The following is a 13998-nucleotide window of genomic DNA, read 5'->3' as shown; positions in this document are numbered from 1 at the left end:
GGGGACCTCAGCGGGCGTGCGGGGCGACCTCGCTCGCCACCAGCTCGAGGTGGTCCAGGTCCTGCAGGTCGAGCACCTGCAGGTACAGCCGCTCGACGCCCATGTCGCGCAGCGCCCCGATGCGGTCGACGGCCTCGGCGACCGTGCCCGCGACGCCGTGCTCGCGGAGCTCGGCCGGTTCGCGCCCGATCGCCTCCGCGCGCCGGGCGAGCTCCGCGTCGTCGCTGCCGACGGCCAGGACGAGCGCGACCGAGTAGACGAGCTCGTCCGCCGGGCGACCGATCTCCTCGCACGCGGCTCGCACGCGGGCGAAGGCCTGGGGGATGTCGGAGATCTCCGGGAACGAGGAGTTGTACTCGGCGGCGAAGCGGGCGGCGAGCGCTGGCGTGCGGCGAGGACCGTTCCCACCGACGATCACCGGGACGCCGGTCGCGCCGTCGCGGCCGCCCTGCTGCGCCGGCTTGGGCAGCGCCGGGGAGTCGGTCAGGGTGTAGTGCCTCCCGCGGTGGTCGAAGCGCTCGCCGACGGGTGTCGACCACAGCCCGGTGACGACCTCGAGCTGCTCGGAGAGCATGCCGAAGCGCCTCCCGGGGAAGGGGATGCCGTAGGCCTCGTGCTCGGCGGCGAACCAGCCTGCGCCGAGGCCGAGCTCGACGCGCCCTCCGGACATCTGGTCCACCTGCGCCACCTGGATCGCGAGCACGCCGGGGTGCCGGAAGGTGGCGGAGGAGACGAGGGTGCCCAGGCGGATGCGCTCCGTCTCGCGGGCGAGGCCGGCGAGGGTCGTCCAGGCGTCGGTGGGGCCGGGCAGGCCGTCGCCCCCCATGGCCAGGTAGTGGTCGGACCGGAAGAAGGCGTCGAACCCGAGGCGCTCGGCGGCCTGCGCGACGCGCAGGACGTCCTCGTAGCTCGCGCCCTGCTGCGGCTCGGTGAAGATCCTCAGGTCCATGCTCGTCCCTGCTGCTCGGTGGTGGTCCGTCGAGACGGTACGACAGAGGACGACGGCGCGGCACCTCGCGGTTCCGGTTGCCGCCCCGCCGGACGGGTGCTCCCATGACTGGGCGCCGCCCCGGACCACGGCAGCGCGGCCACAGCGGCGGGACAGTCCCGCCGCGCGGGCGGCGTCGGCCTCGTGCCGGCGGACCGTCACGCCCCCACGAGACCGGAGAACCACGTGAACGACGCACTCGAGACCGCCTGGACCCAGGTGGTCACCTTCGTGCCGAAGCTGGTCGGCTTCCTCCTCATCCTCATCATCGGCTGGATCATCGCCAAGGTCGTCGCCAAGGCGATCGACAAGGTCCTCGAGCGCGTCGGCTTCGACCGCGCCGTGGAGCGCGGCGGGATCCGCAAGGCCCTGGCGAAGTCCAAGTACGACGCCTCGGACATCGTCAGCAAGATCGTCTACTACGCGCTGCTGCTCTTCGTCCTGCAGATGGCGTTCGGCGTCTTCGGCCGGAACCCGATCAGCGAGCTGCTCCAGGGCGTCATCGCCTTCCTGCCCAAGCTCTTCGTCGCGATCGTCATCGTGGTCGTCGCCGCTGCCATCGCCGCCGCGGTCAAGGAGCTCATCACGAACACCCTCGGTGGCCTGTCGTACGGCAAGGCGCTCGCGAACCTGGCGGCCGTCGCCATCATCGGTCTCGGCGTCATCGCCGCGCTGAACCAGGTCGGCATCGCCGTCACGGTCACCGTGCCGGTCCTCGTCGCGATCCTCGCCACCATCTCGGGCGTCGTCATCGTCGGTGTCGGTGGTGGCCTCATCAAGCCGATGCAGACCCGCTGGGAGCGGTACCTGGCGACCGCCGAGGCGGAGACGAGCCGCGTCAAGGCCGAGGTCGCGAGCAGCCCGAGCGTCGACCAGCAGGCCCGCGCCGCTGCTCAGCCCGTCGCGAGCGACAACGGTCGGGGCGCGAGCGCCGGTCCCGTCGTCTGACCTCTGCGTCCGGCCCGTGAGGGCCGTCGCACGGAGGCCCCGCCGTCCTCGGCGGGGCCTCCGTCGCGTCCGCGGGTGCTCGGCCGCTTCGGCAGTGGTCAGCCGGTCTGGCAGCCGGCGCACCAGTAGAGCTTGCGGCCCGCCATCTCCGCCAGGCCGACCGGCGTCCCGCACCGCAGGCACGGCTCACCCGCGCGGCCGTAGACGGCGTGCCGCAGCGCCGGTTCCGAGACCGCCCGGGCACGTCCGGCCGGCGAGAGGTCCGCGCGCGTCACCATGACCCCCGTCCGCACGCCGTCGTCGAGCAGCGCCACCCAGTCGCGCCACAGCTCCCGTGCGGTGTCCGTCGGCACCCGCGTCCCAGGGGTGTACGGGTCCAGGCGTGCCCGGAACAGCATCTCCGCCCGGTAGATGTTGCCGATGCCGCTCACCACCGCCTGGTCCATGAGCAGCTGCCCCACCGCGACGCGCCGTGCCGTCAGGCGCCGGACGAAGTCGTCCTCGCCCTCGGGGCCGGCCGTCCGTGGGTCCGGTCCGGCGCCGGCGACGACGGCGCGCACCTCGTCCGGGGTGACGACCGTGCACGCCGTCGGGCCGCGCAGGTCGGCGAGGGTGGCGCCCGTGTCGAGGCGGACCCGCACCTGTCCGACCGGTTCCGGGGGCCACGTCAGGGCGTCATCGGCTCCGGGCGGTCCCCCCTGTCCGTTCGCCGGGACGGCGCCCACGGCGCCCGGCACGTCGCGCTCGCCCTCGCCCATCCGGCGGGCGCGCCGCGCGCGCGGGGCACCGAGCGAGGCGGCGCCGACGGCGGCGTCGGCGATCGGGGACACGACGCCGTGGAAGTCCCAGGCGCCGTAGAGGCCGAGGTGGACCCGCAGCCAGCGCAGCGCAGCGGCGCCGAGGACCGCCTCGGTCCCGTGGCCGAAGCCGAGGAAGAGGTGCTTGCCCTGCGCGCGTGCCGCCACCATCTCCAGGCCGTCCAGCAGCGCGGCGCCGTCGGCGAACCGCCCCTGGGGGGACGACACGGCCACGGTGCGACCGACCATGTCGGCGGTGAGCTGCAGCGCGATGCGGTGGACGGTATGACCCTCGGGCACCCGGCGAGGGTACGTGCTGCTCGGCGGGGCGGGTCCCGGACTTCTCATGCAGGCCTCATCCGGGCGACGCACACTGGCCCCGTGCCGTACGACGACCAGAACCCCCGCCCGGCGGTCCCGCCCCGGACGTGACCGCTCCCCTGCCCGCCGCTCCCGCGGGACCTGCCCCGGGGTCCTCCCCGGTGCCCCCGCGCCTGGGACCACGGCGGCTCCTCCCCGTGGCCCCCGCCGCTCCCGCCGGGCCGCCCCGTGCGCCGCAGGGCGCGACGGCGGGCCCGCGCCGGTCGCCGGTGAGCTGCTCACCGCGCCCGTCCGGGTGTCCGCACGCGCGCCGCGGTCCGCCCGGGTCACGACGCGGGCGGAGCACGTCGTGCCCGTGACGACGCCCGGCGACGACGACCTCGTCGACCCGACCCTGCTGCCCGGCGTCGTGCCGCCGCAGGGGCACCCGCCCGCACGCACCCACCCCGGCGTCCGGTCCCGCCGATGCTCCCGCCGACACCCGGCCGGCGCCCCAGCCGGGCGCGACCGTGCCGATGCCGGCGCCGTCCCCCGAGCGGAGACGTCGCGCCGCCACCTCGCCGGGGCCCCTGCCGGGTTCGACGTCCGGGACGGCCACCGCGACGCCCACCCCGCCGCGCCCGGAGCCCGTCGAGGAGCCGGTCCCCCCGGTGCGGCTCGGGGTGCTCGTGTCCCCCCGGGTCGCGGAGCTCCTCGGGGACGGGCTGCTGCACCTCGACACCCAGCTGCGGGACGCCGTCGGCGGTGACGCCTGGGACGTGGCCGTCGTGACGGACCCCGTCGCCGACCGCGGGCCGCACGTCCTGGACACCCTCGAGGCGTCGCGGGACCGGATGCTCGACGAGGACTGGGACCTCGCGGTCGTGCTCACCGCCGTCCCGTTGCTCGACGGGCGACGCGCGGTCGTCACGCAGACGGCCCCCGTCCACGGCGTGGGCCTCGTCAGCGTCCCCGCCCTCGGTGCGGTGCACGTGCGGGCGCGCACCCGCGGCGCCGTCGCGCGCCTCGTCGCGGAGCTCCTCGACGCACCGGTGCCCGCCACGCCCGCGTCGCCGGACGCGGCCGGCGGAGGGGACGACCGGCGGCTCCGCGGCCGGCTGCGCCAGCTCACCGCCGACGACGACGCCGCGGCGCCCGGCGGCGTGCGGCTCGCCGCCCGGGTGCTCGGCAGCAACGTCGGTCTGCTCCTGGCGATGGTGCGGGCGAACCGTCCGTGGCGGCTGCTCGCGCCGTTGTCCCGCGCGCTCACGGCCGCGGGCGCCGCGGCCGTGCTGACGCTCGTGACGACCGACCTGTGGCTGCTGGCCGACGCCTTCGGCGTCGGGCGCCTGCTCCTGCTCGCCGTGCTCTCGGTGGTCGCGGTGAGCGTCGCGCTCATCGTCGGCGCGCACCTGTGGGAGCGTCCGCGCCGGGCGCGGGAACGGCGTCAGGTCACCCTGTTCAACCTGGCGACCGCGGGCACGGTGCTCGTCGGCGTGCTGGTCCTGCACCTCGCCCTGCTGCTGCTCGCGCTGCTCGGAGCGGCGCTGCTCGTCGACGCGGACGTGCTCGCGGGCGTCATCGGGCGCGACCCGGACGGCGGGACCTGGTGGCGGCTCGCGTGGCTGACGGCGAGCCTGGCGACGGTCGCCGGCGCGATCGGTGCGGGCCTGGAGGACGACGACGACGTCCGCGCCGCCGCGTACACGCGGTCGCAGGAGTCGGTGGACGAGGTCGCACCGGAGGCGACCGGCTGACAGCATCGAGCCGTGCAGCACGCCGTCTGCGTCCCCAACTTCGGCCCCGGGATCACCGTGGACCTCCTCGCGGGATGGGCGCGCCTGGCCGAGGAGGCGGGCTGGGACGGGTTCTTCCTGTGGGACCACCTGTTCGCCTTCGACCCCGGGCCCGTCGAGGTCGTCGATCCCTGGATGACGCTGGCCGTCGCCGCCGGGCGGACGCACCGCATCCGGCTCGGGACGCTCGTGACGCCCCTGCCGCGGCGCCGCCCGGTCGAGGTGGCCCGGCAGACCGTCACCCTCGACCACCTCAGCGGGGGGCGCGCGGTGCTCGGCGTCGGCATCGGGGCGTTCCCGTTCGAGTGGGGTCACCTCGGGGAGGAGCCGGACCTGCGGGCACGCGGCCGGATGCTCGACGAGCACCTGGAGCTCCTCGTCCGGCTGTGGAGCGGCGAGCCGGTCGTCCACCGCGGCGAGTTCTACCGCGCGGCGCCGGGCGCCGACGACCCGGCGTGGGCGGCCGAGTGCCACCCCCGCCCGGTCCAGGCCCCGCGCATCCCGGTCTGGGTCGGCGGGACCTGGCCGGGTGGACCGCCCTTCCGCCGCGCGGCCCGGTGGGACGGCGTGGTGCCGATGCGTGCGGACGGTCCGTGGCAGGTCGAGGACACCGCGGCGGTCACGGCCGCCGTCGCCGCGCACCGCGATCCGGGGGCCGGGCCGTTGGACGTCGTGGTGCCGGGTGAGACGGACGGTGCGGACCCGTCTCGGCACGACCTCATGGCGGCGCACGCCGACGCGGGGGCGACGTGGTGGCAGGAGGCGGTGCACCCCTGGCGGTTCGGGTGGCAGGGCGGCCGGCCGCTGCCGCAGCGGCAGATGGAGGAGCGGATCGCCGCCGGGCCCTGACCGGGCCCTGACCGGGGGCGACGTCGCGCGGCGTGGCCGTCAGGCGGTGCCGGGGCCTGGCCCGACCGCGAACCGCAGCGTGAGCATGTCGAGTGATGCTCGTCCCCTCGGCCCGGCGGCGGACGGCGTGCGGCAGGCGCCGCGGCGTGCGGTCGAGGGGGCCGTCACCTGCCGGCCCCGGCGAGCAGCCGCCGCACCGCGAGGCCGCTGCCGACCGCCGCGGCCACCAGGGCGACGCGTCGCGCGCCGGTGCGGGAGCGGCCGTGCCACCCGCCCTCCACGGCGGCGTCGGACCGCACCGGCGACGGCCGGTGGAGGTTCCCGCTCGTCGGCGCGGCGCCGTGCCGGCGGGAGAGGTGCTGGGTGTCGACCTGGCGCGCGATGAGGCGTTCGGCCTTGTCGGGGTGCTTGCGCGCGGTGCGCACGAGGCCGGCTGCCCCGGAGCCGACCGGGACCTCGCGCCGCGGCTTGCGCACGGCCTCGACGACCGCCTCCGCCACGCGCTGGGGAGCGTTCACCGGCGGCATGGCGAGGAGCCTTCGCCCGGTGTGGTTGCCGGCCTGGTGGAAGAAGGGGGTGTCGACCGTCGTCGGCAGGACCGACACGACGTGGATGCCCGTCTGGCCCTCCAGCCGCAGCTCGGACCGCACGCTGCCGGCGAGCGCGAGCACGGCGGCCTTGGCCATCGAGTAGGGCGCGCCGTACGGCTGCGGCACGACCGACAGCACCGAGGCGATGTTGACGATGACGCCCTCCCCGCGGTCGCGCATCAACGGCAGCGCGGCGCGGATGCCGTGCAGGTATCCCATGACGTCGACGTCGAGGACGCGCCGCACGTCCTCCAGCGGCAGCTCCTCGACGGCCCCGTAGACGGAGACGGCGGCGTCGTTGACCCAGACGTCGATGCGACCGAACTCCTCGACGGCGCGGTCGGCGAGCCCGCGGACCTCCTCCTCGTCGGCCACGTCGACGGGGACGACCAGCGCCCGGGCGCCCGCCTTCTCGACGTCCCGGGCCAGGTCCTCCAGCGCGTCCTCGCGGCGGGCGGCCAGCACGACCGCGGCCGCCTTGTGCTGCGCGAACGCGAGGGCGGTCGCCCGCCCGATCCCGCTCGAGGCGCCGGTCACGACGACGACGCGGCCACGGATGCGCATGGGTCCTCCGGTGAGGGGGTGAGGGGGCAGCTGCGCCCTCCACCCTGCGGCAGCCGGGCCGCCCCCGCACTCGCAGGGACGGCCCGGCTGTGGAGCAGGTCAGGGGATGTCGGCCTGCGCCGCCTCGACCGTCAGCTGCTTCGCGTCGTAGTCGGTGAGGAGCCGCTGCTCCTCGAGCGACCGGACGCTGGCACCCACCTGGCGCACGTAGGCGCCGTGGTTCGGGTAGAGCGCGTCGAGCGTCGCCTGGTCGAAGGGGTCCTCCCACCCGGCGATGAAGCAGAACGACGCGCCCGTCGCCGCGCCGTACCAGGTGCTGGTGGGCACGTCGAGGTACGGCGAGCGCCAGCCGCCCTGGACGTTGCCGTGCTCGTCCAGCACGGGTGCACCGTTCTGGACCAGGATCGGGTCGATGCTCGGCGGCGCGACGCCCTCCCGGACCCACAGGTCGAGGTTGTGCAGCGCCGCGTTGAAGAAGATCTCGTTGGGCAGGCGGCTGCGCTCCCCCTCGTTGCACGCCATCGGCGGCACGGACCGGTCCGCGGCGAGGATGTCCTCCGGCGCGGCGGAGTAGTACAGCTCCTCGGGGGTGGCGTGGCCCGCGCCGGCGAGCTCGTAGTGCCGGTACCGGTCACCCGGGGCGTCGCTGTCCGCCCGGCGTGACCCGATGCCGCGGAGGTAGTCCGACTGGGACATGACCCGCATGACCGGGACCCCGACGTCCTGGATCTGCCGGCGGGGGTCGCTCGCCGGCGGCGCCGGCTCGCACTGGTTCATCGGGTAGGCACCCGCGAACGCGCCGCCCGCGACGGCGACGAGGTAGGCGTCGTACGGCTGCTCGCCGGTCTCCGCCACGACGAGCGGCCGCACCGCGTTGATGTAGTTGACGAGGTAGCCGCCGGTCTGGGAGTACCCGAAGCCGTAGGCGAGCTCGACGTCGCTCGCGCCGTCGCCGTAGGTGAGCGGGTTCGTCGCGTCGTCGGCGCGCAGCCACTGGCCGACCTGCGTGTAGATGTCCCACACGAGGCCGTTCTCGGTCTCGCGGGAGCTGTCCGCGGCGACCGTCGCGCAGTTGCGCGGGTCGTCCAGCGTCAGCGGGTTGGCGAAGGAGAGGTCGCCGTAGCGCTCGGGGTCGAAGGTCTGCAGCGCGTCGACGGCGATGGGCTTGGCCGTGATGCCGACCCACGTGTCGCCGTTGTCGATGATCTCCTCGTGCGCGACCGCCCAGCCGATGTTGAGGTCGAACCAGTTGGACGGGTTGAGCATCTCCACGACGACGGCGCCGCTGAAGTGCTGCTCCTTCGCCGGCCGGCGCACCAGCACGCGCGTGGTGTACGGGGCGTCGGGCGTGACCACCTGCGCGGGGCCCTGCTGGGGCCACGTGTAGACGTTCGACAGCCCGCTGACGAGGTACTCCTCCTCGACGTAGCCGAGCTTGCCCAGGTCCTGCGGGACGAGCTGGTGGTCCGCCGCCCCGAACGGGTACGAGTCCTCCGTCACCGGGAGCGGGCCGACGACGCCCGTGAGGCCGAGGTCCGTCAGCGCGTCGCCGATCGCCGTCGGCGCGGTCGCTGCCGGCGCTGCCGCCCGGACGGAGGCCTCACGCTGCGCCGGACGGGCGCCGTCGGCCGCCGTCGCCGCGGCCGCCGGCACGAGCGCCACGACGAGGGCACCGGCGACGACGGCTGCGGTGTGTCTCGGTGTGGACGGTGGTCTGGTCCTCATGGTGCACCTCCGGGCCCGGTACGGGCCGGTCGTCAGGAGCGCCGTGCCGGCCTGCCCTGGCCGGCACCGACGCCGCACCGCGCCGTCGCGGTGTGGCCGTGACGCTAAGGAGCGCCGACGCTCGCCGCATCCGCTCACGGGGGCCTGAGAACATGCGCACGGCGGTGCCCCGCCGACACCCCCGCGAACCCGGGCGAAAGGGCGCGCCGCGGCCCCGCCGCGCACCTCGGTGCACGTGTCCGCACACCGGGGACGACGGGGGCGGGCCACGACCCCGACGACGGCCGTGTCGGTGGTCGATGGTGTGCTGGGACCTGCACCGGACGACCAGGGAGGACGGATCATGGCCACCGCCGCAGAGCTCGACACGACCGCAGTCACGGCACGGCAGGGGCTCGCGGCGGCGGCGCTGGACCTCGCGCGCTCCGGCCCGGTCGCCGTGGTGACGGAGGACGACGACGCGACGGCCCGGGTCACCTCCGAGCTGGTCGGCGCGGCGCACGGCACCCGCGTCGAGGGTGTGCGCACGACGACGTCGCCCGTCGTGCGCAGGGCGGTCCTGGACCGGGTCGCGCTCGGTCAGGTCGACGTCCTGGTCGTGTCGGCCGGTGCCTGGGACCCCGCACGACTCCCCGACCTGCCCGTCGTCGACGCCCGTGCCGCGGCGGCGCCGGTGCCGGGCCGCAGGTACGTCCTGTGCCGGCTCGGGGCGCGCTGAGCCGGACCGCCGGCCGTCGCTCCCGCGGGAGCCGGGCGTCAGCGGGCGGTCGGACGCACGGCCTAGGGTCGTGGTCGTGCGCGCGAGGTGGGGTCTGGGTTCCGTCGTGCGACGCGTCGCCGGCGGCCCGCCGACCGTGCAGACCGCGGTGCGCTCGCGGCCGGGCGAGCTGGAGCCGGCGACCATCCACGCCGTCCTGGAGCTGTCCCTGCGCGTCGGCGAGGCGATGCTCTCCCTCGGCGCCGCGGCCGTCGACGTCACGCTGGCGATCCGGCGCGTCCTCAAGGCCTTCGGGCTGCGCGGCGCCCAGGTGGACCTCACGTTCACGTCGATCACCGTGTCGTACGACCGCGGCATGGAGGGGTACCCCCTGACGATGATGAGGATCGTCGCGGAGCGGATCCCGGACTACGGACGCCTGCAGGACGTGGTGGGGCTGGCGCGCGAGGTCGGCGGCACCGTGGTCCCGCCGGCGGAGGCGCCGGAGCGGGTCGACGCGGCCCACGCCGCCCTCGACGCGATCGTGACGGCTCCGCAGACGTACCGCCGGTGGGTCGTCACGGTCGCGCTGTCCGTGCTGGCCGGCGCGGTCGCGATCCTGCTCGGCGGAGGTCCCCTCGTGGCGCTCGTCGCCGCGGCCACGACCGCCGTCATCGACCGTGTCGTGTGGTTCCTCAGCGTCCGGGGCCTGCCGGCGTTCTTCCTCCAGGCGGTGGGCGCGGCGATCGCGGCGCTGGTGGCCGTCGGCATCTTCCTCGCCCGGCCCGTCCTGCCGTTCGACCCGGCGGTCCTGCCACCGTCCCTCGTCGTCGCCGCCGGGATCGTCGTGCTCCTGGCGGGCCTGTCCCTCGTCGGCGCGGCCGAGGACGCCATCAGCGGCTTCCCGATCACCGCGGGCGCGCGGGCGTTCGAGGTCTTCGTCCTGACGCTGGGGATCGTCGTCGGCATCGGCTTCGTCCTCGACGTCGCCCGCCGCCTCGGCGTGCCGCTCCTCCTGCTGGACCCCCCGCAGAACACGAGCCCGCCGGTGGTGCAGGTCCTCGCAGCCGCCGTCGTGGCGCTCGCCTGGGCCGTCGCCTCCTACGCCCGGCCCCGCGCGGTCCTCATGGCTGCCGGGGTGGGCGGGATCTCGTGGGCGGTGCTGGGCCTCATGACGAGCGTCGGTGTCGGTCCCGCGGTGTCGAGCGCGATCGCGGCGGCCGTCGTCGGGTTCGTCAGCGAGTGGGCCTCCCCGCGGCTGCGCGTGCCGTCCATCGTCACGTCGGTGTGCGGCATCGTGCCGCTGCTGCCGGGGCTGGCGATCTACCGCGGGATGTTCGACCTCGTCACCAGCAGCACGGAGATCGGGCTCCTGCCAGGGGTCGCCGGACTCTTCGGCGCCCTGATGATCGGCCTCGGCATCGCCGCCGGCGTGACGCTCGGCGAGTTCCTCGGAGCGCCGCTGCGGCTCGGCACGCGGGGCGGAGGCCGGTCGCGCTCGGCGGCCGTGCGGGGGGTCACGGGACGCGCGCCCGGGCAGCTCCTGCGGCGCTCGGGCCGCTCGACGCCCTCGGGCAGCCCCGCTGCCGCCCGGTCCGCGCCGACTCACCTCGCGGACAGCTGACGTCCACCCAGATGTGATCTGCGCCTCACCCGCGCGACCTTGTGACCAAGAGTTCCGGGGACGAAGCATGTTGGCGCACCGACCGGTGCGAGTCACCTCACACGGGAGGACCCCCGCATGAGCAACCGCACATCCCGAGCGACGACGCTCGGTGTGCTCACCACCGCCGCCGCCCTGATCGCCGTGGGCGCCGCACCCGCCGCGGCCGGCAGCGCGGACGGCAACGGCCGCACCGGCTACGGCCAGCCGCGGTCGTACGAGCTGACCGTCATGGGCACGAGCGACCTCCACGGCAACGTCCTGAACTGGGACTACTTCGCGAACGCCGAGTACACCGACCGGCCCGGCAACGACGTCGGCCTGGCCAAGATCGCCAGCCTGGTCGAGGACGTCCGCGAGGCGAAGGGCGCGGAGAACACGCTCCTGGTCGACAACGGCGACCTCATCCAGGGCACGCCCCTGGCGTACTACTACGCCAAGGTGGACCCGATCACCGAGGGCGCCCGGCACCCCATGGCGACCGCCATGAACGCCCTGGACTACGACGCCGCCGTCCTGGGCAACCACGAGTTCAACTACGGCCTGCCGCTGCTGCGGGCGTTCGAGGACCAGGTGGACTCCCCGCTGCTGGGCGCGAACGTGCTCGACGCAGCGACCGGCGAGCCGGCGTTCGCGCCGTACACGATCACCACGGTCCGTCCCGACGACCGCGCCAAGCCGATCAAGGTGGGCTTCGTCGGCGTCACCACGCCGGGCAGCGCGATCTGGGACCGGGCCAACGTCGAGGGCCTCCTCGAGTTCGGCGGCGTCGTCGAGCAGGCCGCCCGCTGGGTGCCCGAGGTCCGCCAGGCCGGGGCCGACGTCGTCGTCGTCCTCGCCCACACGGGGGCCGACGGCGGCTCCTCGTACGGTGACGCGCTGCCGTTCCCCGAGAACGCGGCGGTGCAGATGGCCGAGCAGGTGCCCGGCATCGACGCGGTCCTCACCGGCCACGCGCACCGGGAGATCCCCGAGCGCGTCGTCGTCAACCAGCAGACCGGCGAGGAGGTCGTGCTCTCGATGCCCCTGCGCTGGGGCATGCGGCTGTCGGTGTTCGACATCGACCTGTCCTACGAGCGCGGGACGTGGGCCGTCGACTCCGTGAACGCGGAGCTCCTCAACGCCAACACGGTGCCGGAGCACCCGGGGATCGTCGACCTCGTGGCCGACCAGCACGAGACCGTCGTCGACTACGTCAACAGCGTCGTGGGCACGTCGCTCGCGCCCATGTCCGCCGCCACGGCCCGGTACGAGGACACCGCGGCCCTGGACTTCATCAACTACGTCCAGGCGGCCGAGGTGAAGCGGAACCTCACCGGCACGGACGCCGAGCTGCCCGTCCTGTCCATCGCGGCACCGTTCAACGCGCAGGCGGCGATCCCCGCCGGTGACGTCTCGGTCCGCGACATCGCCGGGCTGTACATCTTCGACAACACGCTGCTCGGCGTGCGCATGACCGGCGCGCAGATCGAGGACTACCTCGAGTTCTCGGCGCGGTACTTCCAGCAGGTCAGCAGCGCCGGCCCGCTCGCGCCGTCGCAGGTCACCAACGCGGTGACCCCGACCGCCGGGACCGGCACGCCGGACTACAACTACGACGTCATGGCCGGCCTCGACGCGCCCCTCACCTACCGGATCGACCTGTCGCAGCCGGTGGGGAGCCGCATCGTCGACCTGGCGTACGGCGGGGCGCCGATCGACCCCGCGCAGGAGTTCGTCGTCGCGGTGAACAACTACCGGCAGTCCGGCGGCGGCAACTTCCCGCACGTCAAGGACGCGCCGGTCGTGCACAACGCCCAGCAGGAGATCCGTCAGCTGATGATCGACTGGGTCACGGCGCAGGGCGTCATCGACCCGGCCGTCTTCTCCTCGACCAACCCGGACTGGTGGCTGACGTTCGGCGACCAGCCGCTCGACATCGTCGAGTGACTGGCACCGTGCCGACCTCCGCTCGCTGAGCGGCCCGACGACGGCCGGGTGGGACCCTCGGGATCCCACCCGGCCGTCGTCATGCCCGAGCCGGGCGAGTGCGCTCCAGTGCCGAGAGTCAGCCGCCCGTCACCATGTCCGCGAACGCGGCGGCGATCTTCGCGTGGCCGGCACCGTTGGGGTGCTTGCAGTCGGCGAAGTCACCGGGGCCGAGCATCGAGGTCTCGACGGTGTCGGCGCCGTACTGCGCCGCGGTGTCGCGGATCCGCGTGTTGAGGCCGGCGTCGAGCACTCCGAACGGGCCGGCGCCGCCTTCGAGGACGAAGCCGCCGAGGAACGCGAGGGTCGGGACCGGGATGCTGAACGCCTCCGACAGGCCGCAGTAGGGCAGCGGGTTGTAGTACGCGGTCGTGAGGATGACCACGTCCTCACCCGCGGCGTCGCGCAGCCGGTCCAGCATCACGCCGTAGTTCGCCTCGAAGTCGTCGAGCACGGCATCAGCCAAGGCACCACAGGCCGAGGGCGCACCGAGGCAGGGCCGCAACGTCCCGTCGAGCGCCTCGTTGCCTCCGACGGTCAGGAGGATGACCTCGACGTCGTTGCGGGGGTTGCGGTCCTGGTTGCGCGCCTCCAGGAGTGCAACGGCCCGATCGACCTGGTCCCCGGGCTGGAGCATGAGGTCGGTCGTGACACCCGGCTGACCGGGCAGGGCGGGGCGTGCGTAGCTGAGGTACTGCAGGTGCTTGCACCCTGCCGGCACCGGTTCGCCGAGACCGGGCAGGCAGTCGATCTCCTCCTGGAGGGTGGGCACGATCTGCGCCGCGTACCCCTTCTGCAGCCATTCGCCCATGTCGACGCTGTCGACGGATCCCTGCCCGGCGGCGATCGAGTCGCCGAGCACCAGGTAGACGGGCAGGCCGGGCGGTACCGGAGGAGCCGCGACCGCGGCACCCGCACCGACCGCGGCTGCCACGAGACTCAGTGCTGCTGCGAGAGCGACAGACCGACGTCGGTTCATGACTACCCCCAGAGGAGTGCGGTCGGGCACCTCGACGGTACGACCGCGAGCATGATCCATGTGACCGATTCGTCCGGGCTGTCACGAGCCGGCTGACTCCCGTCCGAGAACGACGACGGCGGCCCGGACAGGTC

At 74.7% G+C, this 13998-nt stretch carries 11 protein-coding genes; 6 read left to right on the top strand and 5 right to left on the bottom strand.

From position 1 onward, the window contains the following. Positions 1–7: 7 nt before the first annotated feature. On the bottom strand, positions 8–949 hold the full coding sequence (locus LG379_RS01295; RefSeq protein ID WP_225752792.1) for an LLM class F420-dependent oxidoreductase: 942 nt from the start codon (positions 947–949) through the stop codon (positions 8–10). Between the two features lie 225 nt (positions 950–1174). Here LG379_RS01295 and LG379_RS01290 point away from each other — a divergent pair, with 225 nt between their 5' ends. Beyond that, positions 1175–1936 (top strand): hypothetical protein, encoded by a 762-nt coding sequence (locus tag LG379_RS01290; protein WP_225752791.1) that lies wholly within the window; start codon positions 1175–1177, stop codon positions 1934–1936. Between the two features lie 98 nt (positions 1937–2034). Here LG379_RS01290 and LG379_RS01285 read toward each other — a convergent pair whose 3' ends face one another. Continuing rightward, entirely contained in the window at positions 2035–3033 is a 999-nt protein-coding gene (locus LG379_RS01285; RefSeq protein ID WP_225752790.1) for an Fpg/Nei family DNA glycosylase, read from the bottom strand. A gap of 671 nt (positions 3034–3704) precedes the next feature. Between LG379_RS01285 and LG379_RS01280 the strand changes: the two genes are divergently transcribed. Next, positions 3705–4790, top strand: a complete 1086-nt coding sequence (locus LG379_RS01280) for a hypothetical protein (protein WP_225752789.1) — start codon at positions 3705–3707, stop codon at positions 4788–4790. A gap of 12 nt (positions 4791–4802) precedes the next feature. Next, positions 4803–5678, top strand: coding sequence for an LLM class flavin-dependent oxidoreductase (locus LG379_RS01275; RefSeq protein ID WP_225752788.1), 876 nt, complete (start codon positions 4803–4805; stop codon positions 5676–5678). A gap of 164 nt (positions 5679–5842) precedes the next feature. Here LG379_RS01275 and LG379_RS01270 read toward each other — a convergent pair whose 3' ends face one another. Next, complete coding sequence (locus tag LG379_RS01270) at positions 5843–6832, bottom strand: SDR family oxidoreductase (RefSeq protein WP_225752787.1); 990 nt, start codon at positions 6830–6832, stop codon at positions 5843–5845. Positions 6833–6931: 99 nt separating this feature from the next. Beyond that, positions 6932–8557 (bottom strand): alpha/beta hydrolase domain-containing protein, encoded by a 1626-nt coding sequence (locus LG379_RS01265; RefSeq protein ID WP_225752786.1) that lies wholly within the window; start codon positions 8555–8557, stop codon positions 6932–6934. A gap of 343 nt (positions 8558–8900) precedes the next feature. On the opposite strand from LG379_RS01265, the gene LG379_RS01260 reads away from it, so the two are divergent. The 3 genes from LG379_RS01260 to LG379_RS01250 all read left to right on the top strand — a co-directional run bounded on the left by LG379_RS01260 (position 8901) and on the right by LG379_RS01250 (position 12846). Beyond that, positions 8901–9275 carry a hypothetical protein gene (locus LG379_RS01260; protein WP_225752785.1) on the top strand — a complete coding sequence of 125 codons (375 nt, stop codon included), beginning with the start codon at positions 8901–8903 and terminating at the stop codon, positions 9273–9275. A gap of 76 nt (positions 9276–9351) precedes the next feature. Next, positions 9352–10878, top strand: coding sequence for a threonine/serine exporter ThrE family protein (locus LG379_RS01255; protein ID WP_225752784.1), 1527 nt, complete (start codon positions 9352–9354; stop codon positions 10876–10878). A 117-nt stretch (positions 10879–10995) separates the two neighbouring features. Beyond that, complete coding sequence (locus LG379_RS01250) at positions 10996–12846, top strand: bifunctional UDP-sugar hydrolase/5'-nucleotidase (RefSeq protein ID WP_225752783.1); 1851 nt, start codon at positions 10996–10998, stop codon at positions 12844–12846. 118 nt (positions 12847–12964) lie between these two features. Here the strand turns inward: LG379_RS01250 and LG379_RS01245 are convergent, their stop codons facing one another. Continuing rightward, the gene (locus LG379_RS01245; protein WP_225752782.1) at positions 12965–13819 is read right to left on the bottom strand and encodes an SGNH/GDSL hydrolase family protein; all 855 of its coding nucleotides are present in this window, start codon (positions 13817–13819) and stop codon (positions 12965–12967) included. Between the last annotated feature and the right edge of the window lie 179 nt (positions 13820–13998).

This window comes from Actinotalea sp. Marseille-Q4924 (assembly GCF_916618755.1).
GTDB lineage: Bacteria > Actinomycetota > Actinomycetes > Actinomycetales > Cellulomonadaceae > Actinotalea.
The sequence above is the reverse complement of the archived record's forward strand: the minus strand, read 5'-3'. Positions and strand labels throughout refer to the sequence as shown.